This is a genomic window from Fibrella aestuarina BUZ 2 (genome assembly GCF_000331105.1).
GTDB lineage: Bacteria > Bacteroidota > Bacteroidia > Cytophagales > Spirosomataceae > Fibrella > Fibrella aestuarina.
Genome location: NC_020054.1, coordinates 4,832,920 through 4,846,757 on the forward strand (window position 1 = coordinate 4,832,920; position 13,838 = coordinate 4,846,757).

Consider the following 13,838-nt stretch of genomic DNA (forward strand, 5'->3'; position numbering starts at 1 on the left):
CGTCAAATTAGTCCTTTCCGGTACGCGCTGGGGGTTTGGCCGGTTAGGGCTTTGAAGGTTTTGTTGAAATGCGATAGGTTGGTATACCCCACGTCGGTGCCGATCGTCGCGATGGGCTGATCGGTGTGCAGCCGCTGCCGGGCCTGACTGACGCGGTATTCGTTGACAAAGTCGGTGAAGGTCAGGTGGGTCATTCGCTTGAAATAACGGCAGAACGCAGGCACCGTCAGGTTGGCCAGATCGGCCACCGTACGCAGGTCAATGGCCTCGGTATAATGCTCGGCAACGTACCTGTAGATCCGGTTGATGCGCTGTTCTTCCTTCGGGTCGACCGCAAACTGAATGCCCTCGGCCTGTAGGGGCTGAATGTCGGGCGCCTGCCCCATTCGCTGAAACACCGTCAGCAGAGTTAGTAGTCGGTCGAAACCCGACTGGTAGGGCAGTTGCCGTAACAGTGGCCCCACCGCCCGCTTGGTATCAGGCCCAAAGGCTAAGCCTTGTCCGGCCCGTTCAAACAACCGCCGCACCGCCTCCATCTCGGGTTTAAGCAAAAAATCGGGACCCATAAAATCGTCGCGCAGCTGCACCACCACCTCTTCATACGGTCCTTCTTTGTCGTAGCTGAAGTTCAGGTGAGGTACGTTCGGGCCGATGAACACCAGTTCCCCGTCGTCGTAGGCCGATACGTGCTGCCCCACATGCCGCCGCCCGTTGCCTTCCGGGATATAGACGATCTCATATTCTGGATGATAATGCCAGTAGACCCAGCAGGTTTGCGGCTGCGTCAGGTGCACAATCTTAAACGAACTATCGGGCTGGGGATCTATCTTTTCGAATTGCAGGCGCATAGTGAGCAGAAAAAGGGGGCATGGTTACTGTTGCCTAGTTAACACCAAAACGGACAAAAAGCGCCTTTTGGCCCTCAATTTGATTAATGTAGCATCAGAAAGCGTAAATCCGGTAGCAGTAACATGCCCAACAGCACGCTACCTTTGATACTATGAATACGACCGCTTCACGACCCCAAAACCCCTTCGTCCGTAACGTAGCCACTTTCTTCGGCAGCGCACAGGCGCGGGCTGTCGGGCTGGTATTTGCGTCGGACAGTGTGCTGTTTGGCAGTTGGGTATCGCACATCCCGCATGTGAAAGCGAGCCTGCACCTCGACGACGCCCAACTGGGTATGACGCTCTTTGCAATGCCCGCCGGTTTGCTGACGATGAACCCGCTCACGGGCTGGCTCATTGGGCGGCTGGGGCCGGTGCAGGCCTGTTTCTGGGCCGCTATTTTCCTATGTCTGTTTATGTGCATTCCCGTCAATGCCCCCAACGTGTGGGTGCTGGTTGGCGGGTTGTATGGTGTCGGCCTGAGCGCCGCCCTCATTAACGTGGGTATGAACACGCTGGCTACCGACGTAGAAAAAGCGCATGGTATCTCCATCATGTCGTCGTGCCACGGTATGTGGAGCGTAGGCGGTATGGTTGGCTCGGCCGTGGCCGGGGTAGCGATTGCGCAGCATGTACCACCGGGTGTGCACGTAGCCCTCATGGCCCTGCTGGTGTTGGGCCTGACTTTCCTGATCCGGCCGGCCTTGCAAAGCATCCCGCTGACCGTTCCCGAAAAGGCCTCTTCGTTTGTGCGCCCCAACATCGACCTGTTCCTGATGATTCTGATCGGACTGGCGCTAGCGATGGGCGAAGGCGTTGCGTTTGACTGGAGCGCCGTTTACCTGCGCGAAACCCTTGGCGCGAGCAGTCAGGTAGCGGCGTTGGGCTTCGGTGCCTTCTCGCTGACGATGACGCTGGGCCGTTTCACTGGCGATGTCATCATTCCCCATATCGGCGGGCGTCGCTGGCTGTTCATCGGCGGTATCGTCGGGGCAGTGGGTCTGTTGCTGGCGGTGCTGTTCCCCTACCCGCCCGTGGCGCTGATCGGCTTTGCGCTGCTGGGCGCTGGCTGCTCGCTGGGTGCGCCCATCCTCTACGGTGCTGCCCTGCGCGTGCCGGGCATTGCGCCTGCCGCTGGTCTGGCTACGTTTGCCACTTTCAGTTTCATTGGTTTTCTGGCTGGGCCGCCCATTATCGGGTTTGTGGCCGACGCCTTCGGGCTTCCCTGGGGGCTGGTTTTTGTCGCTGCAACCTTGCTCATCTCGGCCGGCCTGAGCCGAATCGTTAATTTGTTTTAGTCATCAATTGTCATCGGTTGTCATTCGCTGCGCTGTCATTCGTTGTAAGTCAATGGCTTTTACCATGAATGACAGCGCAGCGAATGACAACCAATGACTTTTTCTCATGCTCAAAGCAGTCATCTTCGATATGGACGGCGTCATCGCCGATACCAATTCCCACCACGAAATTGCCTGGCGGAAATACTACGAGCTGCATGGCCGTACGCTCTCAAACGACGAGTTTGTCGAGTACATTTCGGGAAAACACAACCGGCAGATCGTGAGTCACCTGTTTCCAGGGCAGGATCTGCCGCTGGACGACGTCGACCGGCTAGGGTACGAAAAGGAAGCCCTGTTCCGCGAACTCTACGCCCCCGACATCAAGCCCGTGCCGGGTATTCCCGACTTTCTGGCCATGCTGAAAGCGCACGGCATCAAAACCGCCGTGGCGACGTCGGCACCCGTCGAGAACCTTGATTTTGTAATCGATACGCTGCAACTCCGCCCGTTCTTCGACGAACTGTTGCACGAAAAGCTGGTCACGCGCCCCAAACCCAACCCCGAAATTTACCTGAAGGCCATGGCAATGCTGGGCGTTTCGGCCGAAGACTCCATCGTCTTTGAAGACTCGATGACGGGCATCCGGGCGGGGCGGGCGTCGGGCGCTAAAGTCGTCGGTGTCGCCACAACCCACAGCCCGGCCGAGCTCGCCGAACTGACCAACGATGTCATCACCGATTTTACCGAAATGACCTGGGAACGGCTGACCAAGCCGAGGTGAAAGAAATAGTTTGGCGTTTATAGTTTGGGGTTAAAATTGGCGCAAGCGAGAATGTGGCAGCCAACTTTAACCCTCAAACTTATTTTATCAAGTTGACCGCATCGCCTACCTGCACGGTGCCGCCCTGCACTACGCGGGCGGTGATGCCGCCGTGGCCGCGCAGGGCGTTGTACCCGCCTTCACCCAGGGCTGTCTCCATCTTTGAGCAGGGATAGCATTCGCCTGTGTATTCCAGCACGACGTCATCGCCAAGGCTAAACCGTTGTCCTTTCAGTGCGAGCAGGTTGATACCCGACACCACCAGGTTACGGCGTAGCAGCGCCGGGTCAATGGGCAACGTACCGGGCTGCCCGCCCGTCAGGAACGACGCAATAACCGGCAGATGCTCGGCCTGAATCAGCGTTACGTCGCGCTTGCCGCTTTGCCCGCTGTAGTGATCGCCCACCAGACCGCCATTCGCATCAACCCGTACCGATGAAACGGCCGTGACAGGTACGTTCCGCGCCGGGCGAATCCCGATCCAGGTTACCCGACCGGACTGCGGAATCACCGTAAACAGGTCTTTAATGTTAGCAGGCATAAGAAATCAGTATGCCGTATACAGTGATCAGTATGCAGTTGGCGCAAGCAGTGCGCACGGCCTACTGATCACTATACACGGTCTAGATGGCCGGAACAAACTCCAGGTTGACGGGCGTATCGACGCCATCGACTTTGGTGGTCTGCCGGATGGCAAAGCGCGTGCGGCTTAGGGCGATAATGGGGAAGATTCCTTTGAAGCCCGTCACGTTCACGTCGAGAGAGGCATTGTCTTCAACCAGGTACCACGTGCCGCCGTTGATGATCTGTTTGCTGCTTCGATCAATAGCCCGCGCCACGTTGTTGCTAGTGAACTGAATGTCGGCGTAGTTAAGGGCCAGCGCCTGCACGCCCAGCCGATTCAGGGCGATGGTGCCACCGCTAGTGTCGTTGATACGGTCGAGTCGCCAGTTGTTAGCCGCCAGCAATTCGGTACGGCCTTCGAGCGTAACGACTCCGTTGTCATTCTTGCAGGAAACGGCACCCACAAACAGGGCGACTATCAGTATCAATCGGGCAAAATGCATAGGTGTATGTTGAGGTTGATTACGCGAAAAACGAACAAATTTCCGATTTGGCGTATATTAGTGTAACAACTCGATTATTCCGCTGTGCCATGAATCGGTTCTTTTTATCCATAGGTCTGCTGGTGGGCTGCCTGGGCTGCGTCTCGAACCGCCCCATGAAGGGCCACACGCCCACTGATCCGTCGGAATATTACGTGCAGGCGTCGCCGCTGGAAGAACTGAACCGGCGCATCCTGCCCGACCCCATTGGCGGGCTGGGCCACAGTAACGACATCCAACTGCGCGTCACCGACATCCGGCTCACCAACCAGTATACCGTCCTCTACATGCTGTTCGATCACGGCGTGGGGCAAAACGCAGGTGGGTCAACCCAGATCTCGATCGACCCGAAAGCGAAGCTGGTAAGCCGGGATGGCAAGTCCACGTTTGCCTTCGTCAAAGCCGAAGGCATCCCGCAAACGCCTGAACACCTCGACGTTCAGGCTGCCGACAAGGCCCGGTTTATCCTCTATTTTGAGCGCCTGACACCCGGTCTCAACGAGTTTGCCCTCTTCGAGTGCGAAGACACCGCCACGACCACCTGCTGGAACATCACCGACATGCACGTCGAAAATCCGGCTCAATAGACCGGATCATCAGTAATCGCATCAGGCCTCTTTAAAAACGGTACGCCCGACTTTCATCAAAATCGAAAGTCGGGCGTACCGTTTTGGCTTTATATTCCTACCGTTTTGGTGTCAGGTAGGCGAAGGGAATGATGATCTCTTCAAGTGACACACCACCGTGCTGGAATGTATCGCGGTAGTAGTTGACGTAGTAGTTGTAGTTGTTCGGATACGCGAAGAAGTAATATTCCGTCGTAAACACGTAGGCCGTCGAGACGTTGGGCTTGGGCAGGAAAAACCGTTCCGGCTTCCGGGCCACAAACAGGTGAGCGTCGTCGAAACCGAGGTTTTTACCTTGCTTGTAACGCAGGTTGGTGTTGGTTTCGCGGTACCCCACAATCTTGGCTGGTTTCTGCACCCGAATCATGCCGTGGTCGGTCGTAATCACCAGGCGACCACCTTTGTCGGCGATTTTCTTCAGCAGGTCAAACAAGGGCGAGTGCAGGAACCACGAGCGCGTCAGGCTGCGGTAGCCCGACTCATCCGGAGCCAACTCTTTGATCATGGCCATGTCGGTACGGGCGTGGCTCAGCATATCCACGAAGTTGTACACGACCACGTTCAACTGATTCTGCATCAGGTTATTGACGTTATCGACCAGCGATTTCCCCTGGTTGATGTTCAGAATCTTGTTGTACGACATCTTCACGTTCAGCCGTGCCTTGTCGAGTTGCCGCTTCAGGAATTCGTCTTCGTGGTTGTTGAGGCCCGCTTCTTCGTTGTCGTCGTTCACCCAGATGTCGGGGTGCTGCCGCTCCATCTCGCTGGGCATCAGTCCCGAGAAAATCGAGTTCCGGGCAAAGCTTGTGGTCGTGGGCAGGATCGAGTAATACGACGACTCCTCCTGTACCGTGTAGAAATCGGCGATGATCGGCTCGATTACCTTCCACTGATCGTAGCGCAGGTTATCGATCAGGACGAAGAACAGCGGCGCTTCCGACGACGACAGCAGCGGGAACACCTTCTTCCGCATCAGGTTGTTCGACATCAGCGGCTTGTCGATTTTCGGGTCGTTGAGCCAGTCTTCGTAGTTCTCCATGATGAACTTGCAGAAGTTAGCATTCGCCTCGCTTTTCTGCATGTTCAACACCTCCGACATGCTGTTGTCCTGCGCGCTGTCGAGTTCCAGTTCCCAGTAAATCAGCTTCTTATACACATCGGTCCATTCCGCGTGGTCCATCCGGTCATTGAACTGCATGGCCAGGTTCCGGAAATCCTGCTGATAGCCAATGTTGGTGCGCTCCGTCACCAGCCGTTTGTTGTCGAGGTTTTTCTTCAGCGACAGCAGCAACTGACTGGGGTTGATGGGTTTGATGAGGTAATCGGCAATTTTCGACCCGATTGCCTCTTCCATGATGTGCTCTTCTTCACTTTTGGTGATCATCACCACCGGCAGGTTGGGCCGCATCTGCTTGATCTGCGCGAGCGTTTCGAGGCCGGTCATACCGGGCATCATCTCGTCGAGCAGCACCAGGTCAAACTGGGCTTGCTCAACTTGATCGAGCGCATCGGCCCCCGAGTTGACGGGCGTAACGGCGTATCCTTTGTTTTTCAGGAAAAGTATATGGGGCTTTAACAGATCAATTTCGTCGTCAGCCCAGAGAATCGTGTAGTTCTGCATGGAAGGAATAAACAGTTGGCGTTCGGAGTTTGGCGGTTGTTGCTACCCATCTGTCGCCCCAACTGGAACGGGACAGGCGGCTGATTCAACGCGGCAAACCATGCTTGTTTAAACAGCTAACGCCTCCTTCTGTTCGTGGCGTTCGATTTTAATACTATTTAACAGTATGGACAGGCCTGAAAACCGCGTCGGCTATCGCGTTGAGTGACAGCAAATCAGCTAATGAATCACCCAGTTCGGGCAACGTACCCAGCGATTCGCGTAGCAACGTACCTACCTGCTGAAACACTCGTGCGGGGCTTTCTCCCGCCAGCCGCATCGCCCGAATTGACGTTGGCCCCGCCGCGCCACTCCCCGCCGATTTGGCCAGTTTCTGCCCCGACGCATCCAGCAGCAACGGATGGTGCCAGACCTGCGCCTCCAGGAACGTACCTGAATCTGCGATGGATTTGTCCGGGGAGAACGTACCCCGCTTCAGCCGTTCGGCCAGTTCGCGCTGCATCCGGGTCGAGTTGTACAGGTCCTGCCCACGCACCAGATGCGTGACGCCAAAGTCGATGTCGTCGGTGAGTGAGGCAATCTGATAAGCGGGCAGCCCATCGCGGCGGCGCACCACAAAATCGCCCCCATCATCGGCCCGAAACCGCCAGGCTACATCGAGCGCATCGAGGGGCAGGTGCTGGGTACGTATCGCGGCTGGGTACGTATCACCGAACTGGACCAACTGCTTCCGCGACCAGCCACAGGCATAGACCGCCTCCGCCGCTGCCAATTGGCCCAGCGTCGCCTCGTAGCGCGCCAGCCGGTGCCGTTGCGACCAGTTGGCCTCAAAGTCGTCGGGGCCGCTGGGGCCAAGGTCGTAGTCCAGCCCCAACCAATCGAGTGTGTAGAAAATGTCGGCCACGTATTCGGGGCGCTTCCGATCGGCATCAAGGTCGTCGATGCGCAACAGCACCCGACCGCCCCGCTGCCGCGCCGCCAGCCACGTTAGCACGAAATTGACGGCGTTACCGATGTGCAGATACCCAGAAGGCGTTGGCGCAATACGAGTCAGCATAATTTAATGTATGATGCACGACGAATAATGTACAATGCTTGCTAGGCCAATGGCAACAACTTCACTGTACATTCTTCATTGTGCATTATACATTATCTTCTCCAGGTCCTCCGGCGTGTCGATACCCACGGTTTCCAATTCGGTTTCGACGACGCGGATGCGGAAGCCGTTTTCGAGCCAGCGAAGCTGTTCCAACGCTTCGGCCCGTTCGAGCGATGAGGGCGGTAGTTGTGTGATCTGCGCCAGCACGTCGGTGCGGTAGGCGTAGAGGCCAATGTGTTTGAAATAGGTATGGTGCTGAAGCCACTCGGCCTGCGGGCGATCGCGCTGGTACGGGATGGGTTGCCGGCTGAAATAGAGCGCTTCAGCAACGATACCGGCGCTGATCACCACCTTGGGCGAATTGGGGTTGAGCAACACGGCGGGGTCGGTGATACGCTTGATGAGCGTAGCCAGTTCGGTCGTGCCATCGAGGACCGCCGTCAGCCGGTCGATCTGCTCAGGCTGAATAAACGGTTCGTCGCCCTGGATATTCACCACGTATTGGTACGCGCCGTCCACCTGTGCCACCACCTCCTGGCAACGATCGGTGCCGCTTTGGTGGTGGGGGCTCGTCATCACCACGGTCGCGCCAAACGCCGCCACGTGTTCGCGGATGCGCTCGTCGTCGGTCGCCACCACCACGTCGGTCAGCGAGGTGGCCTGCCGGGCTTGCTCTACCACCCGCCGGATCATGCTTTTTCCGTGAATATCGACGAGCGCTTTCCCGGGAAAACGGGTCGACCCGTAGCGCGCCGGAATTATACCAAGAATCTCCATGAAGGCGTTTTCTTGCAAATATGCCCGAACTTATAACTACAGAACGTTATGGAACTAAGCGTTCTGCAAGGGCCTTTTTTGCGGTGTTTTGGTGATACTGTGGAACGTTAAGTTCCATGTTATTCTTCGGTTTGTTTCAGTGGTGTTTCAGTGGGATCACCCTGTTGACCGGCTTCTGATTTTGTCCGCCGCCGCATGTAGACGTCATCATTGGCGGAATCGACCACGGTCTGCTTAAACCGGGAAACGTACCGTTGGGTATAGTCGAGGCGGCTATGCTGCAACGTCATCTGTACCTTTCGGATATCCCCACTGGCCTCGTAGAGGTCGTCGGCAAATTTGTGCCTGGCCGTGTGCATGGTGATGCGGGGGTTGACGCCAAACTCTTTGGCGATCTGCTTCAGCAAGATACCGATGTAGGAGATCCGCTTCGAAATCTCCGGCCCCAGATCCTCTTCGCTCAGGAAGCGCAGGCGCTGGGGCAGAAACGGAAATACGAATTCGTCCGGTGCTTTGTCCGCCAGATACGGGGCTAGTTTATCGAGCAGATACGGCTCGACCAGCACGCTTTTCATCTTATCCCGTTTATCACTGATGTAGTGCAGCCGCGTCACCTGAGCGGATTCCCCATTGACAATGGCCCACACTTTTTCAAACTGTTCCGCCCGCAGCGAGATCAGGTCACCGATTCGGATGCCATGCAGGTAGTAGGATGCCAGATAGGCGATCCGTACCGCTTCCCGGGTACGATCCGCCCGTTTCAGTTGAGGCACCGGCGTATTCTCCCAGCGCATCAGTTCGGCATCGGTCAAGCGCTCAACCTCGGTATCCGTACGGGGGAGGCGTAGGCCTCGCGTGGGATCGCTCTCGCTGGGTAATTTGTATTTGACAATATACGCCGTCACGTGCTGGCGGAATCGGTGAAGCCGATCGGAGACTGAGTTCCGGCGGCGGGCCGGGGTGTAGCGCGAGTTTACTGCGGGTTTGTTGAGTAACCAGCTTTCCCATTCCAGCACGACATCTTCCGTGAGCTGACTGAAGTGAATCGCGGGTCGATCAGGATCAAAGGCCGGGTCGAGTTCGCCGGGCAGGGGCTTACGTGGTTTCTTCTTGGGCGTATCATAATCGAAGAGAAACTTGCGTAGGCTGTTGAGCATGGCCTGATGACAGCTCACCAGGCCGCGGTTCTTGTTGCGGCGCCAACGGTCAATTTGGGCCTCGACAAAATCGCTGAACGTGGTTTCCTGCTGGCCCAGCAATTTGTCTTTCACCTGCTGGGCGGTGTACACGGCGTGCGGGTTGGCCTGAACTAACCTTTTTTTCAAGGTCTCGATTCGATCATCCCAGGCTTTCAGCGTCGTGTTCAGCAGCGCCTGATTCGGATGGGAACGCCGTATCCAGTTCCTCTTCTGGGCGTTGCCCTCGGCATTGAAATATTTTTCCTGAACGTAAACGGTGGTATCGACGTATTTCGATTTCCGCTGGCTGGTGATACGCATCATCACCAGTTGCTGGCCATCGGACTGTCGCACGGTGGTATTGAGGAAAAACGCGTGTGTAATCGCCATGATCTACGCTTACAGTGGCCCGTCGAGACGGTGAGGCAGGTGAAAAAACAGGCTGATGTCGTCTTTAGGCACGGAGATATAGGCGCCAGCCCCTTCCTGATAAGGTGCCAGCAGGATACTGGGTTCTGCGGTGGCCAGCGTGTTGCGCTCAATGCGCCGGACCAGGAACCGACCATGCTTGGTCAGCAGGGCAACCAACCCCTCGTCGAGCAGGTGGTAAACGCTTTCCTGCAGGAGCTGAGCCAGCACCCAGTCGCCGGCCACCAGCTTGGGCTCCATGCGATCGTAGGCCCCGATTTCGAGCGCGTAAAAATCCGTGATCTTACCGGCCAGTTTCCCACCGACGACGCGCTTCATCAAGCGGCTATCGACGTATTGAATCGCGCGATCGGGTTCCCGGCTGCCGGTGGCGGGGTGAAACGGGGCTTTTAACTCGTCCATGCGTTCGGGCGTGAGCTCGGCCCGCAGCGACACCGATACGCGGGGGATGGGGAACGAGCCGGTATCGCTACCAGGCAGGGGCAGTACGACGTCGTCGACGCCGAAGATATCGACCTCGGTAACGGTTCGATTGAGCAGCTTGGAGAATGCCTGCACGAGTTCTTTCCTGATCTTTTTCCCGATCTGGCGCGTCGCCCGCTCGTACCGATTATAGCTCGACCTCCCTTTCTCCATCAGGTCGGCTACCTGCGCCGACTTGAGGTTATTACGCTCACGGAAGCGGCGCAGGCGAGTGCCGTCCCATTCCCGTTTATCCTCTGACCGGCCTATGCTCAGGCTCAACGGCAGTTCGGTACCTTCCGTGGTCAGCCAGTCGACGGGGATGTTCACCGCATCGGCGATCTGGGTGAGCGTTTTGCGGGTTACGGTCGTCTTGGGCTTGGGTCGCTGGAGGCGCGACATCGTGGCTGGGCTGATACCGACCTGATCGGCGAAGTGGCCTGGTCGCATATCGAGCAGGTCCAGGAGCAGGTGCATCTTGGCGGCGACTATGTCGGCCGATACGCGGTTCTGATCGTCGTTACTGGATGGGGTTGTTGAGTTAGCAGGCATGAGGTGGCTCCTGAAAAAAAGGCGTAAAAAAATCGCTCACTTGATAGCAACTCTGCGTTGCATTTTTTACTTTTGAAAGTAATAATTAACAGACAGCGGAAAGAAAGGCGTTTTGTCTTATCAAACCAGACATTTTTCGACAAATGGACAGATTTTTTGGGCGACTGGGTTATCGGCTGGGCTTACGGCGAATCGCTGACAAGTCCGGGGTCAATTACCATACCGTGAGTAGACTGCTCAAGGGCGGGCCACCAGCGGGCGGCACGAAGGTGCGTTTGTCCACGCATAACGTCGAGATCCTCGACAATGTCGAGACGATGATGGACGAGCGAATTCAGGAGTTGCTGGACGAGATAAAGGAGATCAACGCGCACAAACCTGTATTACGGCAATGGAAGAAAGCCTTGTTGGGCGAGGTAACGCCCTAAAGCAACTCCCTCCTATACCAGCCCAGATGGGGTTTCTGGCTCCGGAGGTAATAGCTTATTTTCAGGAGCTGAGCGGCATTGTGGTCGCTGTGCAGCAGGAATTGCTTGACATGAAGGTGCTGACCGTTGGCGGAGCCGATGGTACGTTGTCGCGCTATCAGGCTATGGAGTTCTTAGGCCTCAAGCATGCGAAATTCAATCTGATCAAGGAGCAGCTGACGAAGGCCGGTTCGCCCGGACGCCCCCGTTATACGCTGCAATCCTGCATGGCTTGGTTGCAGCAAAAGAAACCCATTAGCCAGGTCGATATGGCCCGGCGACTGGACCACGCCTTACTGGCTGGCAACAAAGAGAGCCAACGTGCGTCGCTTCGCCGGCCGCAACCGCATGCCGTTTTTTCGGCGCAGTGAATTGCTATTAAGAGCAATTAATCCGATTACGCGTACCAATAAAATCAATATGCAGTCTATGAACACGTCGCACATCCCAACACCTACTCTGTCGCCGCCGCCTCGACGACGTCCCGATTTTTCACCTGCAACCCGGTCCGGCTCGTATGGTGAAGAAAGATGAAATGATGGCCGACCTCGTTTACTTCGAGGCGACCCAGTTCGGGGTCAATGAACGCATTTTCGTCCGGGAACTCGCCGCCCGCGCCGCCAACGAACAGCCCGTTTTCATCTTCGCCGACATCGTCGATCGTCGCCCTTATCGGCAGCGTGAAGTCGAGTTAAACCGGTACTACACAACCCAGGCCGACGCCTGGGCGGCGGTGGTACGCGTACGGCTCGAACTGCTGATGGAAGCCTTAGCCTCGTTCTATCATCATCGCCCCCCGAAGCCCGGCGCTATTCACGATCCAGTCACAACCAGCCCCCTGCAATGGACACGAATCGCATGCATGAACTCTTAGATGAGTTGCAGGTCTGGATAACCGATTTCAGGTCCGAATTGCCGCCATACGTACCGCTGGAGGCCACCGAGCGCGTGAGTCATACCCGGCCAATCCAGAGTCTGGGGCAACTGCTGAAAACGTTGAAAACGACGCCGGTGGTGCCCCAGTACCCGCCGCTGGCCAACGTGACAACGACGCCGATCGGCACGACGCTTGCCTACGAACGGCTCGATTACTGGGTGGCCGATATCGGGAAGCTCGATCCAGATGATCTGGACGCCTGGGATCGCCACCGCGCCGCGCTGATGGTCTTCGTACAGAACGGTCATAGCCTGCAGGCCGCCGAGGCGATGGAGCTGTTGCTTCAGCACGCAGCAACGCAGTATATCGGCTACGATCGCTACGCGAAAAAGAAGAAGTTTTTTTACCTCCCGTTTCCTGACGACGCAGATGCGGCTACCTGACGCTCAGGCCATCCTGACCGCTGTGGCCGTCGTGTCGCAGCGGTCAGGTACGGCGAGCCGATCCGGTAGCGTATATTGCTCTTGATAGCAATTTTAGCCCTAATGAGTGATTATGATATTTTTAAACTGAACCGGCGCTGGTGGAATTTTTATTCGCGCTACCCCGGGAAGCGGAATCCATCGATGGGGCTGCTCTACTACTGGCTGGTCGAATCGGCCAATCAGGAGCGGTGGCCCGCCCAGTTCGAGATGGCCCCGAAAACGGCGATGGATGCCATCGGGGTGCAGAGTCGGACGACCTACGACAAGCTGCTGGACCAACTCTCGGCCTGGGGCTTCATTACGGTAAAACGGAGAGGCCTCAACCAGCACGTGCCGCAACTGATCGCTTTGTCAAAAAATGATAAAGCAAGTGACGAAGCAATCCATGCTGTGTTTGATCGTGCCTTATCAAATTTTGATAAAGCAGCTGACAAAGCGGCTGGCGAGGCAACGGATACCGAAGCCGATCCGAAGCCGGACGATGAGCCTGCTGGTTTGCCAACTGCCTTACCAGAAAATGATAAAGCAGATGATAGACCGACTGAAAATGCTTTGCCAGAAAATGATAAAGCAGATGATAAAGCAGACGGGTTTGCTTTGTCAAATTTTGATAAAGCGGCGGGGGGTGTACCTATAGAGTTAAAACATGTAAACCCTGAACACACACAATCTCCCGCGGGTGAGCGTGCGGATGGGCGTGAGCCGGTCGATGGAATTGACCCGGCGTTTCTGACCGATCCGGCTGAGCCCAAGCCCGGTGATGGCCAGCCCCCAAAAGCCCCCCCCGGTTCCGGCGCCCCCCCCCGGATTGATCCGTACCGGGGCATCAAGGAGCGAGCCGAGGCGTGTAACGTCCCGTTTTCGCGCTGGTTCAAGGCTTACGACTACAACGCAACCATGAATCAGGCCATGCAGGCCTGGATCGCACTGACCGATGACGAGCGGGAGTTGGCGATGCAACATACCCCGGAGTATGTCCGGTCAAAACCGCAAAAGCAATTCCGAGGCTACCCCGTCAACTACCTGATTGAGAAGAAATTCAACGACGAAATCGTGTACCGCAATGCAAAAGAAAACCCCAAGTCTAACCCCGGAACAGGCAGCCGAGCCAAACTCAACCGATCAACCACTCAGCGAGACGACATCAGCATCGACGGCGACTTCTAACTGGT

The 13,838-nt window shown here is 56.5% G+C and carries 16 protein-coding genes; 8 read left to right on the top strand and 8 right to left on the bottom strand.

Going from position 1 to position 13,838, the window contains the following annotated elements; genetic code table 11:
• Positions 1–2 precede the first annotated feature (2 nt).
• Positions 3–848: an AraC family transcriptional regulator gene (locus FAES_RS19835; protein ID WP_015333004.1), complete on the bottom strand. Its 846-nt coding sequence runs from the start codon at positions 846–848 to the stop codon at positions 3–5.
• Positions 849–1,000: 152 nt separating this feature from the next.
• On the opposite strand from FAES_RS19835, the gene FAES_RS19840 reads away from it, so the two are divergent.
• Positions 1,001–2,185 (top strand): MFS transporter, encoded by a 1,185-nt coding sequence (locus FAES_RS19840; RefSeq protein WP_015333005.1) that lies wholly within the window; start codon positions 1,001–1,003, stop codon positions 2,183–2,185.
• Between the two features lie 106 nt (positions 2,186–2,291).
• Positions 2,292–2,948 carry an HAD family hydrolase gene (locus FAES_RS19845; protein WP_015333006.1) on the top strand — a complete coding sequence of 219 codons (657 nt, stop codon included), beginning with the start codon at positions 2,292–2,294 and terminating at the stop codon, positions 2,946–2,948.
• A gap of 79 nt (positions 2,949–3,027) precedes the next feature.
• Here FAES_RS19845 and FAES_RS19850 read toward each other — a convergent pair whose 3' ends face one another.
• Both FAES_RS19850 and FAES_RS19855 read right to left on the bottom strand, forming a co-directional pair.
• Positions 3,028–3,528, bottom strand: a complete 501-nt coding sequence (locus FAES_RS19850) for an MOSC domain-containing protein (RefSeq protein ID WP_015333007.1) — start codon at positions 3,526–3,528, stop codon at positions 3,028–3,030.
• A gap of 82 nt (positions 3,529–3,610) precedes the next feature.
• Entirely contained in the window at positions 3,611–4,054 is a 444-nt protein-coding gene (locus FAES_RS19855; RefSeq protein ID WP_015333008.1) for a hypothetical protein, read from the bottom strand.
• A gap of 89 nt (positions 4,055–4,143) precedes the next feature.
• Between FAES_RS19855 and FAES_RS19860 the strand changes: the two genes are divergently transcribed.
• Positions 4,144–4,680, top strand: a complete 537-nt coding sequence (locus tag FAES_RS19860; RefSeq protein WP_015333009.1) for a hypothetical protein — start codon at positions 4,144–4,146, stop codon at positions 4,678–4,680.
• A 97-nt stretch (positions 4,681–4,777) separates the two neighbouring features.
• On the opposite strand, the gene porX is transcribed toward FAES_RS19860, so the two are convergent.
• From porX to FAES_RS19885, 5 genes are all read right to left on the bottom strand, one after another.
• Positions 4,778–6,340: a T9SS response regulator signal transducer PorX gene (gene porX / locus FAES_RS19865; RefSeq protein ID WP_015333010.1), complete on the bottom strand. Its 1,563-nt coding sequence runs from the start codon at positions 6,338–6,340 to the stop codon at positions 4,778–4,780.
• A 154-nt stretch (positions 6,341–6,494) separates the two neighbouring features.
• On the bottom strand, positions 6,495–7,397 hold the full coding sequence (locus FAES_RS19870; RefSeq protein WP_015333011.1) for a glutamate--tRNA ligase family protein: 903 nt from the start codon (positions 7,395–7,397) through the stop codon (positions 6,495–6,497).
• A 75-nt stretch (positions 7,398–7,472) separates the two neighbouring features.
• On the bottom strand, positions 7,473–8,216 hold the full coding sequence (gene kdsB / locus FAES_RS19875; protein WP_015333012.1) for a 3-deoxy-manno-octulosonate cytidylyltransferase: 744 nt from the start codon (positions 8,214–8,216) through the stop codon (positions 7,473–7,475).
• 119 nt (positions 8,217–8,335) lie between these two features.
• Entirely contained in the window at positions 8,336–9,784 is a 1,449-nt protein-coding gene (locus tag FAES_RS19880; protein WP_015333013.1) for a tyrosine-type recombinase/integrase, read from the bottom strand.
• Positions 9,785–9,793: 9 nt separating this feature from the next.
• Positions 9,794–10,837, bottom strand: coding sequence for a helix-turn-helix transcriptional regulator (locus FAES_RS19885; protein ID WP_015333014.1), 1,044 nt, complete (start codon positions 10,835–10,837; stop codon positions 9,794–9,796).
• Between the two features lie 143 nt (positions 10,838–10,980).
• On the opposite strand from FAES_RS19885, the gene FAES_RS19890 reads away from it, so the two are divergent.
• The 5 genes from FAES_RS19890 to FAES_RS19910 all read left to right on the top strand — a co-directional run bounded on the left by FAES_RS19890 (position 10,981) and on the right by FAES_RS19910 (position 13,833).
• Positions 10,981–11,265 (top strand): hypothetical protein, encoded by a 285-nt coding sequence (locus tag FAES_RS19890; RefSeq protein WP_015333015.1) that lies wholly within the window; start codon positions 10,981–10,983, stop codon positions 11,263–11,265.
• Complete coding sequence (locus FAES_RS19895; RefSeq protein WP_015333016.1) at positions 11,229–11,675, top strand: hypothetical protein; 447 nt, start codon at positions 11,229–11,231, stop codon at positions 11,673–11,675. The genes FAES_RS19890 and FAES_RS19895 overlap by 37 nt, the downstream gene beginning before the upstream one ends.
• 146 nt (positions 11,676–11,821) lie before the next feature.
• Positions 11,822–12,178: a hypothetical protein gene (locus FAES_RS19900; protein WP_015333017.1), complete on the top strand. Its 357-nt coding sequence runs from the start codon at positions 11,822–11,824 to the stop codon at positions 12,176–12,178.
• The gene (locus tag FAES_RS19905) at positions 12,163–12,624 is read left to right on the top strand and encodes a hypothetical protein (RefSeq protein WP_041258182.1); all 462 of its coding nucleotides are present in this window, start codon (positions 12,163–12,165) and stop codon (positions 12,622–12,624) included. The genes FAES_RS19900 and FAES_RS19905 overlap by 16 nt, the downstream gene beginning before the upstream one ends.
• Before the next feature lie 102 nt (positions 12,625–12,726).
• Positions 12,727–13,833 carry an LvrA C-terminal domain-related protein gene (locus tag FAES_RS19910; protein WP_015333019.1) on the top strand — a complete coding sequence of 369 codons (1,107 nt, stop codon included), beginning with the start codon at positions 12,727–12,729 and terminating at the stop codon, positions 13,831–13,833.
• Positions 13,834–13,838: the final 5 nt, after the last annotated feature.

Coding starts and splice junctions, on each gene's coding strand:
- FAES_RS19855 (WP_015333008.1), bottom strand. CDS start 4,054: ATGCATTTTGCCCGATTGATACTGATAGTCGCCCTGTTTGTGGGTGCC.
- FAES_RS19845 (WP_015333006.1), top strand. CDS start 2,292: ATGCTCAAAGCAGTCATCTTCGATATGGACGGCGTCATCGCCGATACC.
- kdsB (WP_015333012.1), bottom strand. CDS start 8,216: ATGGAGATTCTTGGTATAATTCCGGCGCGCTACGGGTCGACCCGTTTT.
- FAES_RS19890 (WP_015333015.1), top strand. CDS start 10,981: ATGGACAGATTTTTTGGGCGACTGGGTTATCGGCTGGGCTTACGGCGA.
- FAES_RS19910 (WP_015333019.1), top strand. CDS start 12,727: ATGAGTGATTATGATATTTTTAAACTGAACCGGCGCTGGTGGAATTTT.
- FAES_RS19840 (WP_015333005.1), top strand. CDS start 1,001: ATGAATACGACCGCTTCACGACCCCAAAACCCCTTCGTCCGTAACGTA.
- FAES_RS19835 (WP_015333004.1), bottom strand. CDS start 848: ATGCGCCTGCAATTCGAAAAGATAGATCCCCAGCCCGATAGTTCGTTT.
- FAES_RS19860 (WP_015333009.1), top strand. CDS start 4,144: ATGAATCGGTTCTTTTTATCCATAGGTCTGCTGGTGGGCTGCCTGGGC.
- porX (WP_015333010.1), bottom strand. CDS start 6,340: ATGCAGAACTACACGATTCTCTGGGCTGACGACGAAATTGATCTGTTA.
- FAES_RS19900 (WP_015333017.1), top strand. CDS start 11,822: ATGGTGAAGAAAGATGAAATGATGGCCGACCTCGTTTACTTCGAGGCG.
- FAES_RS19850 (WP_015333007.1), bottom strand. CDS start 3,528: ATGCCTGCTAACATTAAAGACCTGTTTACGGTGATTCCGCAGTCCGGT.
- FAES_RS19895 (WP_015333016.1), top strand. CDS start 11,229: ATGGAAGAAAGCCTTGTTGGGCGAGGTAACGCCCTAAAGCAACTCCCT.
- FAES_RS19870 (WP_015333011.1), bottom strand. CDS start 7,397: ATGCTGACTCGTATTGCGCCAACGCCTTCTGGGTATCTGCACATCGGT.
- FAES_RS19880 (WP_015333013.1), bottom strand. CDS start 9,784: ATGGCGATTACACACGCGTTTTTCCTCAATACCACCGTGCGACAGTCC.
- FAES_RS19905 (WP_041258182.1), top strand. CDS start 12,163: ATGCATGAACTCTTAGATGAGTTGCAGGTCTGGATAACCGATTTCAGG.
- FAES_RS19885 (WP_015333014.1), bottom strand. CDS start 10,837: ATGCCTGCTAACTCAACAACCCCATCCAGTAACGACGATCAGAACCGC.